The sequence below is a fragment of the Lewinella sp. genome, from assembly GCF_050633125.1.
GTDB lineage: Bacteria > Bacteroidota > Bacteroidia > Chitinophagales > Saprospiraceae > Lewinella.
Genome location: NZ_JBOEFX010000081.1, coordinates 69555 through 86087, shown reverse-complemented (window position 1 = coordinate 86087; position 16533 = coordinate 69555). Strand labels below are relative to the sequence as shown.

The 16533-nt window shown below is 42.8% G+C and carries 14 protein-coding genes and 1 pseudogene; 9 read left to right on the top strand and 6 right to left on the bottom strand.

What is annotated here, in order from left to right; translation table 11 throughout:
• The first annotated feature begins 74 nt into the window (after window positions 1-74).
• Complete coding sequence (locus tag ACRBG0_RS18045; protein WP_431488260.1) at window positions 75-1112, top strand: sensor histidine kinase; 1038 nt, start codon at window positions 75-77, stop codon at window positions 1110-1112.
• Entirely contained in the window at window positions 1093-1863 is a 771-nt protein-coding gene (locus ACRBG0_RS18040; protein ID WP_431488259.1) for a LytR/AlgR family response regulator transcription factor, read from the top strand. Before ACRBG0_RS18045 ends, ACRBG0_RS18040 begins: the two co-directional genes overlap by 20 nt.
• Here the strand turns inward: ACRBG0_RS18040 and ACRBG0_RS18035 are convergent.
• Both ACRBG0_RS18035 and ACRBG0_RS18030 read right to left on the bottom strand, forming a co-directional pair.
• Window positions 1860-2972: an acyl-CoA dehydrogenase family protein gene (locus tag ACRBG0_RS18035; protein WP_431488258.1), complete on the bottom strand. Its 1113-nt coding sequence runs from the start codon at window positions 2970-2972 to the stop codon at window positions 1860-1862. The genes ACRBG0_RS18040 and ACRBG0_RS18035 overlap by 4 nt on opposite strands.
• An 83-nt stretch (window positions 2973-3055) precedes the next feature.
• Window positions 3056-4276, bottom strand: a complete 1221-nt coding sequence (locus ACRBG0_RS18030) for an alkaline phosphatase (protein ID WP_431488257.1) — start codon at window positions 4274-4276, stop codon at window positions 3056-3058.
• 303 nt (window positions 4277-4579) lie between these two features.
• Between ACRBG0_RS18030 and ACRBG0_RS18025 the strand changes: the two genes are divergently transcribed.
• From ACRBG0_RS18025 to ACRBG0_RS18010, 4 genes are all read left to right on the top strand, one after another.
• Window positions 4580-5677: a hypothetical protein gene (locus tag ACRBG0_RS18025; protein ID WP_431488256.1), complete on the top strand. Its 1098-nt coding sequence runs from the start codon at window positions 4580-4582 to the stop codon at window positions 5675-5677.
• A 271-nt stretch (window positions 5678-5948) separates the two neighbouring features.
• Entirely contained in the window at window positions 5949-7046 is a 1098-nt protein-coding gene (locus tag ACRBG0_RS18020) for a hypothetical protein (protein WP_431488255.1), read from the top strand.
• 148 nt (window positions 7047-7194) lie between these two features.
• Entirely contained in the window at window positions 7195-8307 is a 1113-nt protein-coding gene (recF, locus tag ACRBG0_RS18015; protein WP_431488254.1) for a DNA replication/repair protein RecF, read from the top strand.
• Window positions 8308-8310: 3 nt separating this feature from the next.
• Window positions 8311-8601, top strand: a complete 291-nt coding sequence (locus tag ACRBG0_RS18010) for a DUF721 domain-containing protein (protein ID WP_020535791.1) — start codon at window positions 8311-8313, stop codon at window positions 8599-8601.
• A gap of 57 nt (window positions 8602-8658) precedes the next feature.
• Here the strand turns inward: ACRBG0_RS18010 and ACRBG0_RS18005 are convergent, their stop codons facing one another.
• The 3 genes from ACRBG0_RS18005 to murB all read right to left on the bottom strand — a co-directional run bounded on the left by ACRBG0_RS18005 (window position 8659) and on the right by murB (window position 12920).
• Window positions 8659-9507: a hypothetical protein gene (locus ACRBG0_RS18005; protein ID WP_431488253.1), complete on the bottom strand. Its 849-nt coding sequence runs from the start codon at window positions 9505-9507 to the stop codon at window positions 8659-8661.
• Window positions 9508-9552: 45 nt separating this feature from the next.
• Complete coding sequence (locus tag ACRBG0_RS18000; RefSeq protein WP_431488252.1) at window positions 9553-11724, bottom strand: amino acid permease; 2172 nt, start codon at window positions 11722-11724, stop codon at window positions 9553-9555.
• A 164-nt stretch (window positions 11725-11888) separates the two neighbouring features.
• The gene (gene murB / locus ACRBG0_RS17995) at window positions 11889-12920 is read right to left on the bottom strand and encodes a UDP-N-acetylmuramate dehydrogenase (protein WP_431488251.1); all 1032 of its coding nucleotides are present in this window, start codon (window positions 12918-12920) and stop codon (window positions 11889-11891) included.
• Between the two features lie 491 nt (window positions 12921-13411).
• Here murB and ACRBG0_RS17990 point away from each other — a divergent pair, with 491 nt between their 5' ends.
• The 3 genes and pseudogenes from ACRBG0_RS17990 (at window position 13412) to ACRBG0_RS17980 (ending at window position 15584) form a co-directional block, all read left to right on the top strand.
• On the top strand, window positions 13412-14299 hold the full coding sequence (locus ACRBG0_RS17990; protein WP_431488250.1) for a 3-hydroxybutyryl-CoA dehydrogenase: 888 nt from the start codon (window positions 13412-13414) through the stop codon (window positions 14297-14299).
• Between the two features lie 41 nt (window positions 14300-14340).
• Window positions 14341-15225, top strand: a pseudogene (locus tag ACRBG0_RS17985) (RHS repeat-associated core domain-containing protein); the annotation flags it as partial.
• A gap of 2 nt (window positions 15226-15227) precedes the next feature.
• Window positions 15228-15584 (top strand): hypothetical protein, encoded by a 357-nt coding sequence (locus ACRBG0_RS17980; protein ID WP_431488249.1) that lies wholly within the window; start codon window positions 15228-15230, stop codon window positions 15582-15584.
• A 385-nt stretch (window positions 15585-15969) separates the two neighbouring features.
• Here the strand turns inward: ACRBG0_RS17980 and ACRBG0_RS17975 are convergent, their stop codons facing one another.
• A complete protein-coding gene (locus ACRBG0_RS17975; protein ID WP_431488248.1) occupies window positions 15970-16401 on the bottom strand; it encodes a hypothetical protein in 432 nt (143 codons plus the stop codon).
• Between the last annotated feature and the right edge of the window lie 132 nt (window positions 16402-16533).

Here is a 16533-nt window from a genome sequence, read left to right as displayed (position 1 = left end):
AACTTTGCTGACCAAACGATTTCATATAGTTCCTAGATTTTGTACCTTTTGAAAAATTCTAGTTCCAGTAAGAAATGCAAAAAGTCCTCAGCTATTCAAAAGCTACCATAAAACCTTTTATTGGGGGCTGTGTAGTATTCGGTATCATCGGGTTGCTTACCGGGTGGAGCCCAAATGCATCCTTCTTTTGGGAAACCCTTCGGTCCGGATTTTTGACGGCGTTAATCTGGGTAGGCAATGGTGCTCTTTCTAATGAGGTGAAGATTTCATGGACGGATTATCCGGTAAAGCGTCTATTGATTTCCTTGCTGTTGACCATTGTTGTCACCTTGTTTATTGCTGTTTTTGTAGATGTGGTCTTTACGCTTCTGCGGTATGGTCATTTACCCCGCCGAGTGTTCGCGTTGCAGCCGGGTTTTTATTGGAGTTTATTACTGATTACTTTCGTCATTAGTATGTTTCTGCACGGTCGTAGCTTCCTGCTATCATATCGGCAGGCTATTGTGGAACAGGAAGAACTAAAACGTGCCAACTTGGCCAGTAAATACGAGTCTCTCCAGAATCAGGTGAATCCACATTTTTTGTTTAATAGCCTTAATGTACTCAGTAATCTAGTCTACAAAGACGCTGATTTGTCTGCTAAGTTTATTGAACAGCTGGCCCAAGTCTACCGCTATGTCCTCGAAGCACAGGATAAAGAAGTTGTCTCGCTAGTTAGCGAAAAGGAAATGCTGGAATCCTATCTTTTTTTACTGAAAATCCGATTTGGAGACCAACTTCTGGTAGAGCTTGATGTGGAAGCGGAAGCGTCGGATGCTTTACCTCCCTTGTCCTTGCAAATGCTGGCTGAAAATGCAATCAAGCATAATATCGTCTCCCGGCGCAAGCCTCTGAAACTAGTTATAAAAAAAGAAGGGAACCGGATCATCGTTCGCAATAATTTTCAGCCCAAGCAACAAGAACAGACCTCTTTAGGCGTGGGTTTGAATAATATTCGTCAACGCTATGCTTTGTTGAGTGATCAGCTGCTGGAAATTAATGAAGGCCCCGATTATTACCAAGTTAGTCTCCCTGTTCTAAAAATTACCGAATATGCGCATTCTGATCGTTGAAGACGAACCATTAGCTGCTGATCGTCTGGCAACTATGCTGCGCCAGCGGCTGCCTGATTTTGATCTCGTAGGAACATTTGACAGTATCGAAGAAACGGTGGAGGAGCTTAATAAAGGCTTGATGCCAGATTTGGCTTTCTTTGATATTCAACTGGCTGATGGACTGAGTTTTTCCATCTTTGAGCAAGCCAAACTGCCTTGTCCGGTTATCTTCACCACTGCTTTTGATCAATATGCTTTACAGGCTTTTGAAGTCAATAGTATTGATTATTTACTGAAACCGATTGCAGGCGAGAAGCTGGATCGCGCTTTAGGGAAATTTCAGGAGCGCCTACCTGAAAAGCCTACGGGGCCACCAAGTTTAGATATCCTGCAGCAAGCATTGGCAATGATCCAGGGAAAGCAATATAAGGAGCGTTTTGTTATTAAATCAGGTGCAACTATCCAGGCGATACCGATAGAGGAAATCCATTATTTTTGGTCAGAAAACAAAATGACTTGGATTCGCCTGCGCGATGGCCGAAAGCATGTTGTGGAGTATAATTTGGAGCAACTAGAGTCTTTGCTTGACCCGAAAGCTTATTTTCGGGTCAACCGGAAATATTATGTAGGCTTACCTGCAATAAATAAGGCGACTGTTTATAGCAACAGTCGCCTTAAGTTACACCTTCCTCATCTGGAGACAGGGGAGGAGGTCGTCGTAAGCCGAGAGAAAGTACAAGCTTTCAAGGCTTGGCTGCGAGGAGATTAGTCCTTTAGCACATGCCGGCTGATCACCAATTTTTGGATCTCCGATGTTCCTTCACCAATGGTGCAGAGTTTTACATCACGGAAGTACTTCTCAACCGGGAAGTCTTTGGTGAAGCCATACCCGCCGAAAATCTGTACCGCTTCGGTAGCGACTCTTACGGCGGCTTCGGAAGCGTAGTATTTCGCCATAGCGGACACCTTGGTTACGGGTTGATTAGCGTCCTTTAATGCTCCTGCCTTGCGGGTGAGCAATTCTGACGCCTCTATCTCCGTAGCCATATCAGCCAGCTTAAAGCTGATGGCTTGGAACTTGGAAATGGCTTTGCCAAACTGTTCCCGTTCCTTGGCATATTGGACGGAAGCGAGGTAAGCACCTTTTGCAATGCCTAAAGACAAAGCAGCAATAGAGATACGACCACCATCCAGGATTTTCATCGACTGAATAAAGCCAGCACCTACTTCTCCAAGAACTTGACTCTTGTGAATTCGGCAGTTGTCGAAAATCATTTCAGCCGTTTCACTGGCACGCATGCCTAATTTATTCTCTTTTTTTCCTGCTGTAAAGCCAGGTGTGCCGCGTTCTACCACAAAGGCCGTCATTCCGTGACTATCAAGTAACTCTCCGGTGCGTGCAATGACAACCGCTACGTGGCCTGATTTGCCGTGGGTAATGAAGTTTTTGCTTCCGTTGAGAACAAAGTAATCGCCATCTTGCTCGGCAACACAACGCATTCTGCCAGCATCACTTCCGGTGTTAGGTTCGGTAAGCCCCCAGGCTCCGATCCATTCTCCAGTGGCTAGCTTTGGCAGGTATTTTTGCTTTTGTTCTTCGTCACCAAACATAAGGATATGATTGGTACATAAAGAATTGTGGGCAGCTACAGAAAGGCCAATAGAGCCGCAGACTTTGGCGATTTCCACGATGATGCTGATGTAGGCTTCGTAGTTGAGCCCGGCACCTCCGTAGGTTTCGGGAACAAGGACTCCTAAAAAGCCATATTCACCCATCTTGTGAAACAGGTCGATGGGGAAGTGTTGCGCCTCGTCCCATTCCATAACATGGGGACGAATATTGGTTTCCGCAAAATCGCGGGCGCTCTCCTCAATCAATANNAAATAGTAGATTGTCAGGAGAAATGGTGGGGTTGGTTAGGACAGACATGTATATTAATTAACGATTTGAGTATTCTTAATCACTTCTTTGGTAAAAATTGATTTTCCAGATGTTTTAGATTTTCAAGACCAATTTTTTCTGGTCCCCAGTGGAGAAAGTCTCTCATTTTATGGTAAATAGCAGTGTTTTCATATATACCGGAAAAAGCTTCAGCACCTGGGCCAAAAGCATAAACAGGAACCATAGATCCTGTGTGGCCATTGGTGGTAAACGCCGTTTTTATTTTGCCTCGTTTTGATCCATCCTGAAGCGCCATACCTCCTGATTCATGGTCGGCAGTGACTATAACGAGGGTATTTCCACGTTGGCGTGCAAATTTAAGAATTTCTCCTACGGCTCGGTCAAAATCAAGGGTTTCCTGTATTGCCAACTTTCCTTCATTAGCGTGATTGGCCCAATCAATTTGACTTCCTTCAATCATTAGGATAAAGCCTTCTTCGGCTCCTCTGATATTGAGAAAATCTGCACTAAGTCGGCTGGCATAAGTAAGGTAGGATCGGCCTTGGTTAACAGGCAAAGGCTGGTTGTCGGCCGTTAGAAAGGCAAACTTTAGCTTTGGATCAGGTTTCACCTGGGTTAATTCCCCATTAAAATAATCGCCTATTAGATAGCCTCTGCTTTGCAGTTCTGCCAACAGGTCGCGGTCATCCATTTTTCGTCGGTCAAAATATCTCTTACCTCCGCCAATCATGATATCTACGCCAGATTGACAAATGTCTTCAGCGATTTGTTCATAGAAGATACGCATTTTTTGATGAGCGAGAAAAGAGGCAGGTGTTGCATGCACAATGGTAGAGGTAGCTACAACACCAGTTGCCATACCTCTGACCATCGCCTCCTCCATTATGCTTAAACAGGGGATGGTATCTGCATTTAGGCCGATAGCACCATTGTAGGTTTTTTCCCCACAAGCAAAGGCAGTAGCTCCTGCCGCAGAGTCTGTAATAAGGTCTGAGCTGGAATGAGATTTGTGAAAACCAATAACGGGAAACTCTTCAATAGCCAAAGGGTTAGGGCTAGTATACATAGCAGCGGACATTTGGCTTAGTCCCATTCCGTCGCCGATCATCAAGATAATAGCAGGTGGAGCGCCTGAGGTAACGGCCATCTCCCAGCGAATGGGTACTGGTGCTGGTGTTTGGCAGTCACTAAAAAAGATGCTGCCAAATAGCAAAAGCAGAAAACCCAATAGCTGGTCCTGTCTTACCCAATAAGTGCGCTGTTTTTTCCTGCTGATCAATTTTTAAACTATTAAGTTAACACTCACTTCATGCCCTTAAAATGGACGCTGCCACACAGGATTTTCCAGTAGTTGTCTTAAGCCAAATTCAGATAGCGCACAAAGTAACACTGCCGATTAAAATAAGGATAAGAAACTTTTTTTGAAATTTAATTCTGAATTAAAATAATTAATCTATTAATTCAGAATTAAATTTTTCAAAAACCCTACCTTTGTCGCAACTTATTAGAAGGACCAAGGGTTTAACCTTTGAAAGCTGGTAAAATTAACAAAAAACTAAACCAAGCCCTAAAATAACTTGCTATGAAAAAATATTCCTGTTCAGTCAGGCCTATAATTGTTTCTTTAGCGACATTGTTGATTCCTGTGCTTATGACAGCACAGCCAATGTCTGTTTTTGATTATTTGGCAGTACAGGATGTTTCAGAAGTAACAATCACTACCGATTTAACAAACCTGCTTGAGCTTCAAGGAGAAGAAGACCAAAAAGCAGTATTAAGTTTTGTTAATAGTGAAAACGTAACAGAGGAATGGGATATTAAAGTTAGCGCACGTGGCAAGTTTCGTCGCCGTGTTTGTGAATTCCCTCCAATTAAACTTGATTTCTCTAAAGGAGATTTGAAAAACCGTGGGTTTGCGGAATTTGATAAGTACAAGGTCGTAACACATTGCCAGGAAAATCGCCGAGAGGCAAAGGAGGCTGTACTACGCGAGTATACTACTTATCAGTTGTACAATGCACTTACTCCTTCCAGTTACGAAGCTTACCTTTTACAAATTAACTATGTTGATAGTAAAGGGGAAGTTAATAATTTGCGTCGTTATGCCTTTATATTAGAAAGCACGCAGGAATTGGCTGCCAGATTAGCGGTTAAAGAATGTGAAGACTGCCGGGGCTACACACCTGATCAAGTTGAATTGCCTGCGGAGAATATGTTGGCCGTGTTCCAATATATGATTGGCAATACAGATTTTAACCTCTCTATGGTGCGTAATTTGAAACTGTTTTCAAATAGCGAAGGGAAGGCAATACCCGTTGCTTACGATTTTGATTTTTCAGCGATGGTAAGTGTGCCTTATGCTATTCCTGCCCGTGAGCTAGGACAAACATCCATAGAGGATCGTGTTTTTCTAGGTTTTCAGGTAGCGGATCAATTGATGGAAGAAACGCTTGCTCATTTTGAGAAAACACGAGAGGAGTTAGAGCAAATAATTAAATCTCAGCGTGCTTTGTCTTCTGCTGCTCGTTTGGAAATGCGTACCTATTTAGATGAATTCTATGCACATCTCACTGATTTGCGCGAGCTTGGGAAGGTGAGAACTTACTCTCAGATGCGGCAAACGGCTCCTTTGGTCGTTCCTGCGGGCGCAAAACCCGAAGACTACGGCGTTCGACGTTAACTTTCCTGTCTAAGGAGCCAAATTATTTTTCCTGTTTAGCCCCCAGGGAAGAAATTTTTGTTAACCAATACACCTTCTAAGGCATAATATCCTTTGATTTAAAAAGTTAGTGTAGATTTAACACAAAGATGGGCGCTTAATGCCTAACTTTGCGTTAATATAAAAGACGAGACCTACTACTGGTTTCGTCTTTTTACTATTACTAATCCCTACTAATATGAAAACGCAAACATGTACGGCAATACATGATTTATTAATTAAATCACTCCATTTGAGAAAGCTAATTGCTATTGTTTTATTGTTGTCAGTTCAAACTGTTCAAGCACAACTATCTCCAGGCACCTCTATTTTTGACTTACTAACTGGTGAAGAAATTAAGGAGGTTACCCTTCGTACTGATTTGGTAAACTTGCTTGGCACCACCAGTGAGGAGGCGAGCTACCAATCTGCTACATTTTCTTTCACCTCACAGCAGGGCGGGACACAAACCTGGGATCTTAAAGTGAAGCCCAGAGGTAAATTTCGACGGCAGGTGTGTGACTTCCCTCCATTGAAACTCAATTTTTCAAAAACAGCGCTGTTTAATCGAGGTCTTGCAGATCATGACAAACTTAAATTGGTAACACATTGTACGGAAGATAAAAACGTTGGCAATGAGAACGTGATGCAAGAATATCTGGCTTACAAATTATACCAGGCACTAAACCCTTACAGTTTTCGGGTCCAGTTGGTTAGTATCCAGTATATAGATGCATCCGGTCGCTTAAATGGCATCCGTCGCCTAGGCTTTTTGATCGAAGATACCAGCGAGTTGGAAGCACGTATTAGTGGCAAAGAATGCGATGATTGTACTTACCAGCCTATCACCGCATTTGACACCAAGGTCAGTGGTATGCACGCTATGTTTCAGTACTTGATTGGCAATGCTGATTACAGTGTGCCTGTATTGCGCAATATCAAATTGATTCGACGGTCGGTTGATGGTAAATTAGTGCCTGTAGGCTACGATTTTGATTTTGCAGGGTTTGTTGATGCCCCTTATGCTATTCCTGCTAATCATCTAGGGCAGATCACTATTCGTCAGCGAATTTATTTAGGAACAATGGCCAGTGATCAAGAGATGCAGGAAATCTTGGAAGTATTTCTCAGTAAGAAAGAACAACTGCTGGATATAATTCAAGATTTCCGACCACTTTCTTCCATGAAGCGCTTTGAACTAAAAGAGTACCTACTTACGTTTTACGATCAGATTGAGATGATTAAATCTGGTGGTTATAAGGAGGTATACTCGCATTTACGACAGGAGCATCCTCTCGCCATTCCTGATGGAGGTTCTGCTGCTGATTATGGGGTTGCGGCGAGGAAATAGTGATATTTCACACCGTTTTATTTTAGTAAACTCCATTCAAAGAGATAGTGCTTTCTGATTTTCTTGGAATCAGAAAGCACTTTTGTTTTCTGGCAAATGAATTTTCCCAACAAGCGCTTATCTTTGACACTCACGCAATCAATAATCTTTGCAGCTGAGTCGCATCCATCTGGTACAGTTTAAGAATTATTCCGATCAACTATTGGAATTTAGCTCTCGGCTAAATGGCTTTGTTGGCCAGAACGGGATGGGTAAAACCAACCTGTTGGATGCTATTTATTACCTCTGCATGGGTAAAAGTTATTTTGCTACTCGCGATCAGTACATTGTTCAGCATGAGCAAGACTTTTTTCGCTTGGTTGGTGTCTTTTTACAAGAAGAAAAGAAAGATCAGATCGTTGTAAAAGTAGAGCCTCGCAAACGCAAAGAATTAGAACTAAATGGCAAGCGTTACGACCGCTTAATTGACCACGTTGGGCGTTTCCCCGTAGTCATAGTTGTGCCTGATGATACGCAACTTATCCATGAAGGAAGTGAAGAGCGTCGCAGGTTTCTCGATAACACTTTATCGCAGTTGGATACTGTTTATCTAGGGCATCTTATCCAGTACAACAAGGTATTGAAACAAAGGAATGCGCTCTTAAAACAGCGATCTGGCCACTCCCTTCCTGAAGACTTGCTTGCTGTTTATGATGAGCAACTTTCCAGGCCAGCACAGTATATTTATGAGCGAAGAATGGCGTTTGTAGAAGCGTTTATTCCTCCTTTTCAGCATGCTCACGGAGCTATTTGCGGTGGGCAAGAGGCCGTTAGTTTACGATATCGGTCTCATTTAGAAGAAAAATCACTTAAGGAAATATTAGCGGAGTGCCGCGAAAAAGATCGCATTCTGGAGCGAACTACCCAAGGTATTCACCGGGATGAATTGGTTTTTAAACTAGGTGGTCATCCCTTGAAAAGGTTAGGGAGCCAGGGGCAGCTCAAGTCTTTTGTGCTAGCCTTAAAACTGGCGCAGTATCGGTTTTTGCAAGCAGAGCGCCAGCTTTCGCCAATCTTGCTCCTGGATGATATTTTTGACAAACTTGATCCACAGCGCGTAGAACAACTTTTGGCTTACATTCTCGCGGAAGATTTTGGGCAAATATTCCTCTCGGATACTGATGAACATCGGATACGAGCTGTGCTAGAACAGCATCAAAGTACAGCACCAAAACTCTTCGAGATAAAGGAAGGAGAGGCCAATGAAATAGCCTATCTTTAATTTATGAGTGACCACAACCAAACAGATCTGAAAGCGGCTATCAAAGCAATGCTAGATTACTACAAGCTTAAAGGCCGCTACCAGCAAACTCGTATCAAACAGCTTTGGCCTGAATTGATGGGCCCTTCGATTACGCAGTACACCACCGATTTGCGAATCAGTCGCCAAATCCTTTACGTAACGATTCGTTCCGCAGCGCTCAAGCAGGAATTAAGCATGGGCACAGAAAAGATTTGCCGCTTACTAAATGAGGAGCTTGGTGAGGAATATTTGAAAGAAGTGGTCATTAGGTAATAACCATTGAGGTTAGGGATGAGGAAGCTGTGTAAATTATTTTTTTTGCGAGCTCCCTTACTTCGTAATCAGAATGATGTTGCCAATTTGGCCATAGGTATGGTAAATAGCCAAGCTGGACACCAGCTGATCGTTGGTAATACGCTGTCCAAGTACCGGAGTAGTTGAAGTCATACTTGGAAATATATTCTTGATATTTCCATCAATGAACTTGTTATTAGAACTATATACCACTAGTCCTTTTCTATCCGCGACAAGAATCCCGATTATTCCATCTTCCTTTACAATGCTAGCGAAAATTTCTTTGGATCCATCTGAGTTTCCGTTCAGTAGGATGTCTTTTCCTATGGTTGCTAATATTTTTAAGGTGGTTTCTAAAGAGACCAGTTTATTGGCAAGAAAACTTTGATGAACAGCGTAAGAAGTATCTGAAGAGTTGGCTGCAAACAGTAGCTCGCTAAACATATTTGTAGCAGGTGCTAACTTGGCCGAATTACCCAGTTTGTCAGATAAATCATTGGCCGACTGGTCCTCAGTTGTAGCATCTCCTGACCCGAATTTATAGCTTTCATCAATAACGGATACGGTTGTTGTATTGTCTATGATGGGGTATTCGTTGTCAACTGAGTCGGGGACTATTTCTAAGGCTATTGAGTCTTTTGCAACAAGCGTGTCTACAGTTGTAATAATTGAATCACTCTGATCAATTATTGTATCGGGTATGGTGGTAAGAACAAGCGTGTCTTTTAACTCTTTATACTGGGTGAAAGCGGAAGATTTTTCGAAATTCTCAGGAAAAAAATATACCGAATAGTAAGCTGTGACTGCTGTTGCAGAGAGAATTAGTAACCACTTAAACCAAGTATGTCTTTTGAAAAAAGCTTCTTTTTTAGCTTCTGAGTCCATTTTTTTTAGCTTTTAGTGTATTAATCAGGGCACACACTTTCAGTTTTAAGCCAATACGTTTTCACTACCAGAGTCCAGCACAAATAAGCAACTGCTTTTAGCCTTGTTCATCAGTTTTTTATGCTTCTCTAAATCAAATTCTTCTAAAATGCCAAAGATATTGAGGTCCGCATGGTCGGCCTTGGCTACTTCCTTTTCAAAAATTCCACATTTTACCATTGGTTCATACATGGGCAAGCGTGATAATTCAATCAATTCCTGTAGGAATGCCAAAGCGGCTGGCCTATCTTCTTCCTTATCAACAACGGTAATTAATTTTACTGTAGCGTTCCAGTTTTGCTTCAATTTATAGGCTATAAGCATCGACAAATCAAGGTTTCCGATATCATCGTTGATGCTCCAATGCGGTGCTTTTGATCTGATCCAGATATGGATTTTTTGTTGCTGTCCTAAAATTGCCAATGGATGTGGGACGTAAAGTAAAACACCCAATTCTAGTCGTTTGGCTTCTTCTACAATCTGTGGATACTGTGCTAAAGATTCTTTTTTCTCCAGGGCATTCAGAAAAATGATATTAGGTTTGAAAAAAGCTCCGTTTAAGGCCTGGTTTCCAAAATTGACACCTTCCGAAAAATTCTCGGTTCGCATGATGGCCCACGAAGAAAAAACATTGTCCTTTTGAAACGCTTCAGTGATAGGGAGCAAGTCTTTTTTCAGCCCTTCGCTTTCTGCTTCCGAAACAACGCCCATCAAGGCTGCCGATCCTTTAGGGTAAGCAATATCTTTGATCAGGGTAAAGGAGCCGTAAACGGTGGAAGCATTTGTTACCGGCACAAGTAAGTTGGGTTTCCATGACCGCTCTTGTTTTTGATTTTGCCCAGCGGTATGCTTGGCGGCCCATTCTGCAAATGAAGAAAATAAACCACTCCGAACATCTTCAAAAGGCGTCTCCAGATCATTTCGGCTAAGTACACTATAGACCACAAAAACCAAAGACCAGGAAACCAAACTGATAACAGGGTTGATGATAAACATTGCCAACACACTGCTAATTAATCCAAGCCAAGGGATGAGCCAATTGACCTTGAATTGAGGGCGGAAGCTTATCAAGCCTAGCTTTTGCTCAATAATAACTACCACATTTAGCATCGCGTAGGTGATCAGGAAAAACATGGTTACCAACGGCGCAATGGCATTCAAATCTCGGAGCAACATCGTAAGGAAGATCATTACGCCTGTTACAATCATTGCGTTTCTTGGCTGGCCGATAGCATCTTGAAAAGCCAACCATTCCCCTTTGGGTAATACTCGATGCTGCCCCATTGCAAATAAAATCCTGGACGAACCAATTATGGAAGCTAAGGCAGAGGAGAACGTTGCTCCTAAAATGCCAGCAACAACAATTGGTGACCAAAATGACCGCTCAATGATGATGTTGTAATTGGAAATCAACTCGGATTCGGTAGCCGAACGACCAATCCAAAAAGCTAGGAACATATAAATAACGAAGGTCACCCCAATAGCCCAAAGTGTTCCTGATGGAATGCTATTTCGGGGATCTTTTAGTTCGCCAGACATATTTGCACCCGCCATAATACCGGTAGCTGCGGGAAAGAAAACGGCAAAAACTGTCCAGAAATCTGATCCTCCAAAATTGTTTTCAGGAGAACCTCTGAACGTTCCCCAGCGGATAGCTTCTTCACTGCTAATTTGCATAGAGCCATAATAAGAAGCGAAAACAATGGATATTAAAGAGGCGAAAATAATACCCATGATAAGGTATTGTGTTTTGATCGCCAAGTCTGCGCTTTTGTAAGCAATGGCATAGAGTACAACAAAAACGAATAAGTCTATTACAAAGGCATTGTGATCGGGGAAAATAGACAGCCATCCTTCTCGAAAACCAAAAATATACATGGTCACTGCCAAGCCTTGGGAAATATACCTGGGGATACCTAAGCTACCTCCGACTTCCAAGCCCAGCGATTGAGAAATGATTGCATAAGCCCCTCCTGCGCCAATTTTTATGTTGGTTACGATAGAAGACATAGACAGTGCTGTACACAGTGTGATTCCGAAAGAAATCAGGATGATTAACCAAGCACCTAATAAACCGGCGTTTCCTACAACCCAACCCAAACGCAAATACATGATTACACCCAAAATGGTGAGCAAAGTAGGGGTAAAGACACCCCCAAAGGTGCCGAACTTTTTCATTGCTGTTGGTTCCTGTGACTGCTCCATAAGAATTAGAAATCTAGCGTATTTGCTGAGGAGATATTAAAGAGACTAAATTTAATAAAATGGTCACATCTTTTTTCAATTATGTGCGCAAAGCGACCTGTGTCCTTCTACTGACTTTTGCCTACGGCAAGATCTAGCTAAGGGGTAAGCGTTGTCGAAATCGCATTCACTTCTCGCTCCAGTTCAATCCCGTATTTTTCTTGGACATCTTTCATGATTAAGGCGCTAAATGCCAAGATTTCTGCGGCAGTTGCACCACCATGATTGACAATCACCAGTGCCTGATACTTGTAGCAGCCCACGGCTCCCTGGCGTTGGCCTTTCCAACCGCATTGGTCAATCAGCCAGCCGGCAGGGACCTTGACCTGAGATGCACCAGCAGGGTAGGAGGGGATGCCTGGAAATTGGGTCTGCAACTGCTTGAAATGAACCTCGCTGATCACCGGGTTTTTGAAGAAGCTCCCAGCATTGCCATAAATTCGCCAATCGGGTAGCTTCGAGCGGCGGATTTCAATGACAGCGGCGGCTACATCCTGGGGAGAGGGGTGTTTGATTTGTTTGTGCTCCAGTTGTTCTTGAATAGCACCGTAATGAGTATAGAGCTGGTGTTTTTGTTTGGTCAATACAAAACTGACGCTGGTAATGAGGAAGCGATTGCGATTTTCAGGCTGCTTGAAGAAGCTGTCTCGGTAGCCAAATTGGCAGTCTTGATTTGAAAAGGTGCGCGTTTTTCCAGCACTCAATTCCAGTGCTTCAAGGCTTAAAAAAACATCTTTTAGCTCACGGCCATAAGCTCCGATGTTCTGTACGGGAGCAGCGCCCACCGTGCCTGGAATCAGTGCCATGTTTTCCAAACCACCATAACCTTGCTGCAAGGTCCATAATACAAATTCATGCCAATTGACACCACCGCCTGCACGGACAATGACTTCGTTTCCTTTCTCTTCAGTAACCTCTATAAACTTGATACAGTTGTGGAGTACCATTCCGGGGAAATAATCAGGAAGTAAAAGATTACTGCCGCCTCCCAGAATTAAACAAGGAGCGTTGGCTTGGAACTGTGGGAGAAACGGTGATAACTCATCCGGATGATGAATCGCTACATATTGGGCAGCAATAGCGGCTATGCCAAAGGTGTTGAGGGACTTTAAATTGTAATTAGCTTGCAACAGGCAGGGTTTTTAAAACAGTGAAAACCTTGTTTTGTATGATGATACTAGTCTTTGGAGGCAAAAGAACAGCAGAAAATAAATCGCAGTTTATTTTCTGCGCAATGCAAAGGAACAGCACGAAAATAAAAAGCGATTTCGCTCCGCGTCTACTACGTGGTTGTTTTTCATAATAGTTGAATAAGCGCTTCATTTCAAGCGTTTCTACTATTTGAAAAACTGAGAAAAAATCGCAGTTTATTTTCTGCGCAATGCAAAGGAACAGCACGAAAATAAAAAGCGATTTTGTTTTTCATAATAGTTGAATAAGCGCTTCATTTCAAGCGTTTCTACTATTTGAAAAACTGAGAAAAAATCGCAGTTTATTTTCTGCGCAATGCAAAGGTAGGAAAGGCCTGCTTTATTTACTATTTTCGCGTCTATTCTGACCAAATTAGAAACAGCACGAAAATGAAATCGCATTTTATTTTCTGCGCAATACTAAGAACTAAATGAAAAACATTGCAGTAATCGGTGCCGGTACTATGGGAAATGGCATCGCCCACGTATTTGCACAAAATGGCTTTAACGTTACCCTGATTGATATCTCAGCTGCTGCTTTGGAAAAAGCCCTGGCGACCATCAACCGCAACCTGGATCGACTGGTAACCAAAGAAAGAATTACGGAAGCTGACAAAGCTGCTACCCTGGAGCGCCTAACCACCGCAACGGATATGAATGCAGGTGTGAGTAATGCCGACCTGGTTGTAGAAGCCGCTACCGAAAATGTTGACCTCAAGCTGAAGATATTCCAGCAACTAGATGCTGCGGCGCCTGCCTCGGCTATTCTGGCTACGAACACCTCGTCGATCTCCATTACCAAGATTGCTGCCGTGACGGAGCGCCCCACCCAGGTTATCGGAATGCACTTTATGAACCCGGTGCCGATTATGAAATTGGTGGAAGTGATTCGTGGATACGCTACTTCTGATGAGGTGACGACAAAGATCATGGCCTTATCGAAGCAGTTGGGCAAAGCACCTGTAGAGGTGAATGATTACCCCGGCTTCGTCGCCAACCGTATTTTGATGCCAATGATAAACGAGGCCATCTACACCCTGTTTGAAGGCGTTGCTGGCGTAGAGGAGATTGATACCGTTATGAAATTGGGAATGGCACACCCTATGGGCCCACTTCACTTGGCCGATTTCATTGGGCTTGATGTTTGCCTATCCATCTTACGGGTACTTTATGATGGTTTTGGTAACCCCAAGTATGCCCCTTGCCCCTTGCTGGTTAATATGGTGATGGCAGGTAAAAAGGGTATTAAATCTGGCGAAGGTTTCTATAGCTATGGGCATGGTACTAAAGAATTGATTGTTTCGGGTAGCTTTAAGTAAATTGAAGGTGGAATGATGGGGCTTCACCCGTACAGGTTTATCGGTACAATGGGAAGGAGTTGGATGAGGCTACGGGGCTGTATGATTATGGGGCCAGGTGGTATGATCCGGCGGTTGCGCGGTGGGGGCAAATAGACCCTCTTGCCGATCAGTATGCGCCTTACTCGCCTTATAATTATGTGTTAGGGAATCCGATAAGTCTTATTGATCCGGATGGGATGGCTCCTAGTACAGGTGGTGACCCAGGTAAAATTATAGCCGTATTTTATCATGGTGGGCCAACAGGAGGAGGAAAAACCACTACACCTAGCAGAGCTGGCACCACCGGACAAATCTATAATTATACTGCTTCGAGTGCTGGCAATGCAGATCGAGGTTTTGCTGGAAGGGTTATTGCTCCTGGAGCTACTTCTGCTTCTGGAGTTGAGAATGGTCTTGGATTCATAAAAGACAATTATAATGAAGGTGACCAAGTCATTGTATACGGATACAGCTATGGCGTAGATGTAGCAACTGATCTATCCGCTAAATTAGGTGAGATGGGTATTCCTGTTGATTTATTAATCACCGTAGATGGTTCTGATGGGCCTATGCAAAATTCTACCGTAAATACTGAAATTAGCGATAACGTCGACACTAATTTGAATATTTATCAAACCGATGACTCTGGTGTATCTGCTACTTCAAGATCGACAGGAGTTTCTACTTCCAATAGTTCTAGCAACAGTAGTAGCAGCGATAGTGGAACATCTAATTTTCCAGGTTCTAATGGAGGCCCTAATTCTCCAAAGGATAAATATAGAACTCATGTTATTAATATGAATGTTAGTGGTCCAGGTGTAACTCATGGTAACATCCAAAGTAAACAACAGGCTACAATCCAGCATGTCATTAATAATCATATCACTCAACCTAAAAAGGACTAGGTATGAAGTTTTCTAACAGTTTATGGTTGTTCAGCTTTATGTCTTTAATCCTTTGTTCTTGTGACAACAATTACAGGAATGTTGAGATAACAGGTTTAGTATCTGACAGCATATCTGATGTGCCGATTTCTGATGCAAGAGTTACGATTAAATGTTGGGTGTATGATACAGAAATATGGGAATCAAGAATAGTTGAAAAAGAGACAATCACAAATAGCAAAGGGGAATTTGAAGTAACCTTTGAAAAAGGGGAAGCATTTGACCTCTTAGTACAAATGGATGGTTATAGAGACTACGATCAGTCCGTAACGCTAGTCCGTAACACTTTTTTTCTAAGTATAAAGCTGGAGAAAGAGTAGCCCACTGGCTAAGCTATGCGCTGGCCGCCCCAAGCGGATAGACGAATAGCGCCCAGTGGGCGCAGTGACGGTTCTGCCGGTATTGTGTGATCGGAGGATGGTCTTTAAATTATTGCAATCCCCGAAGGGAATACCCTCGACAAAACATAAGTCATCCCGAATTTTGATTGTCATCAAAACCCGTGCTGACCAACCGCCAAGCCTATCGTTAAAAACAAAACCCCATGATTTCACTAATAGAAATCATGGGGTTTTGTACAAATGGCCAGACAAATGACTTTTTCTAAGTTGAAGTCAGGCTGGATTTTTGCTTCTAGTGCGGTTTAATAGAAACGCTTTTTGATATAGCGTTTGTGTAACTCGTGGGAGGTAACGTAGAAGGATTTTACTGCACTCCCAACTTAACAAGCTGAGACTCAATTCCTTTCATAAACTGCTCTACGGTTTCAGCATCAATAGTTTCCGATGTTTTTGTGATATCTTGGATATTGTCATACTTCACGATTTCCTGGAACCCTTTTTTAAGCCCTTCTCTCATGGTGGAATTGGATACCGTTCTGTCAATTCTATTATTGATTGTATCAAGGTTAGAAGTCACTCTCTTGCGAAGGGCTAGGTATGCAGCCTCGTTGTTTTTTAGAATTTCTGAAGGGCTGATCGCACTTTCATCAATTTGCGTTACCTGCTTTGCAGGCTCAGTGACAGCAGTGGTATCTGTTTGCTCTGTCGTTGTAGTGGCTTCGGTAGCAGGAGCGTCGCTATTGCACTGGGTGAAAAACAGCATAGTTACTATTGCAAGCGGTAAGAAATACTTCATGGTGATTGTTTTTTTGTAAATCGCGCCGCAAATTTAATCAACTTTAGCAATAGCAACAACAAATATGTCTCGCTGGAGGGATCGATAAAAAAGAGGACTCGCTTGGCTCTTTGATTTACACCTGTTACTAAA

Coding starts and splice junctions, on each gene's coding strand:
- ACRBG0_RS17980 (WP_431488249.1), top strand. CDS start 15,228: ATGAAGTTTTCTAACAGTTTATGGTTGTTCAGCTTTATGTCTTTAATC.
- ACRBG0_RS18045 (WP_431488260.1), top strand. CDS start 75: ATGCAAAAAGTCCTCAGCTATTCAAAAGCTACCATAAAACCTTTTATT.
- ACRBG0_RS18005 (WP_431488253.1), bottom strand. CDS start 9,507: ATGGACTCAGAAGCTAAAAAAGAAGCTTTTTTCAAAAGACATACTTGG.
- ACRBG0_RS18040 (WP_431488259.1), top strand. CDS start 1,093: ATGCGCATTCTGATCGTTGAAGACGAACCATTAGCTGCTGATCGTCTG.
- ACRBG0_RS18025 (WP_431488256.1), top strand. CDS start 4,580: ATGAAAAAATATTCCTGTTCAGTCAGGCCTATAATTGTTTCTTTAGCG.
- ACRBG0_RS18010 (WP_020535791.1), top strand. CDS start 8,311: ATGAGTGACCACAACCAAACAGATCTGAAAGCGGCTATCAAAGCAATG.
- ACRBG0_RS17975 (WP_431488248.1), bottom strand. CDS start 16,401: ATGAAGTATTTCTTACCGCTTGCAATAGTAACTATGCTGTTTTTCACC.
- ACRBG0_RS17990 (WP_431488250.1), top strand. CDS start 13,412: ATGAAAAACATTGCAGTAATCGGTGCCGGTACTATGGGAAATGGCATC.
- ACRBG0_RS18000 (WP_431488252.1), bottom strand. CDS start 11,724: ATGAAAAAGTTCGGCACCTTTGGGGGTGTCTTTACCCCTACTTTGCTC.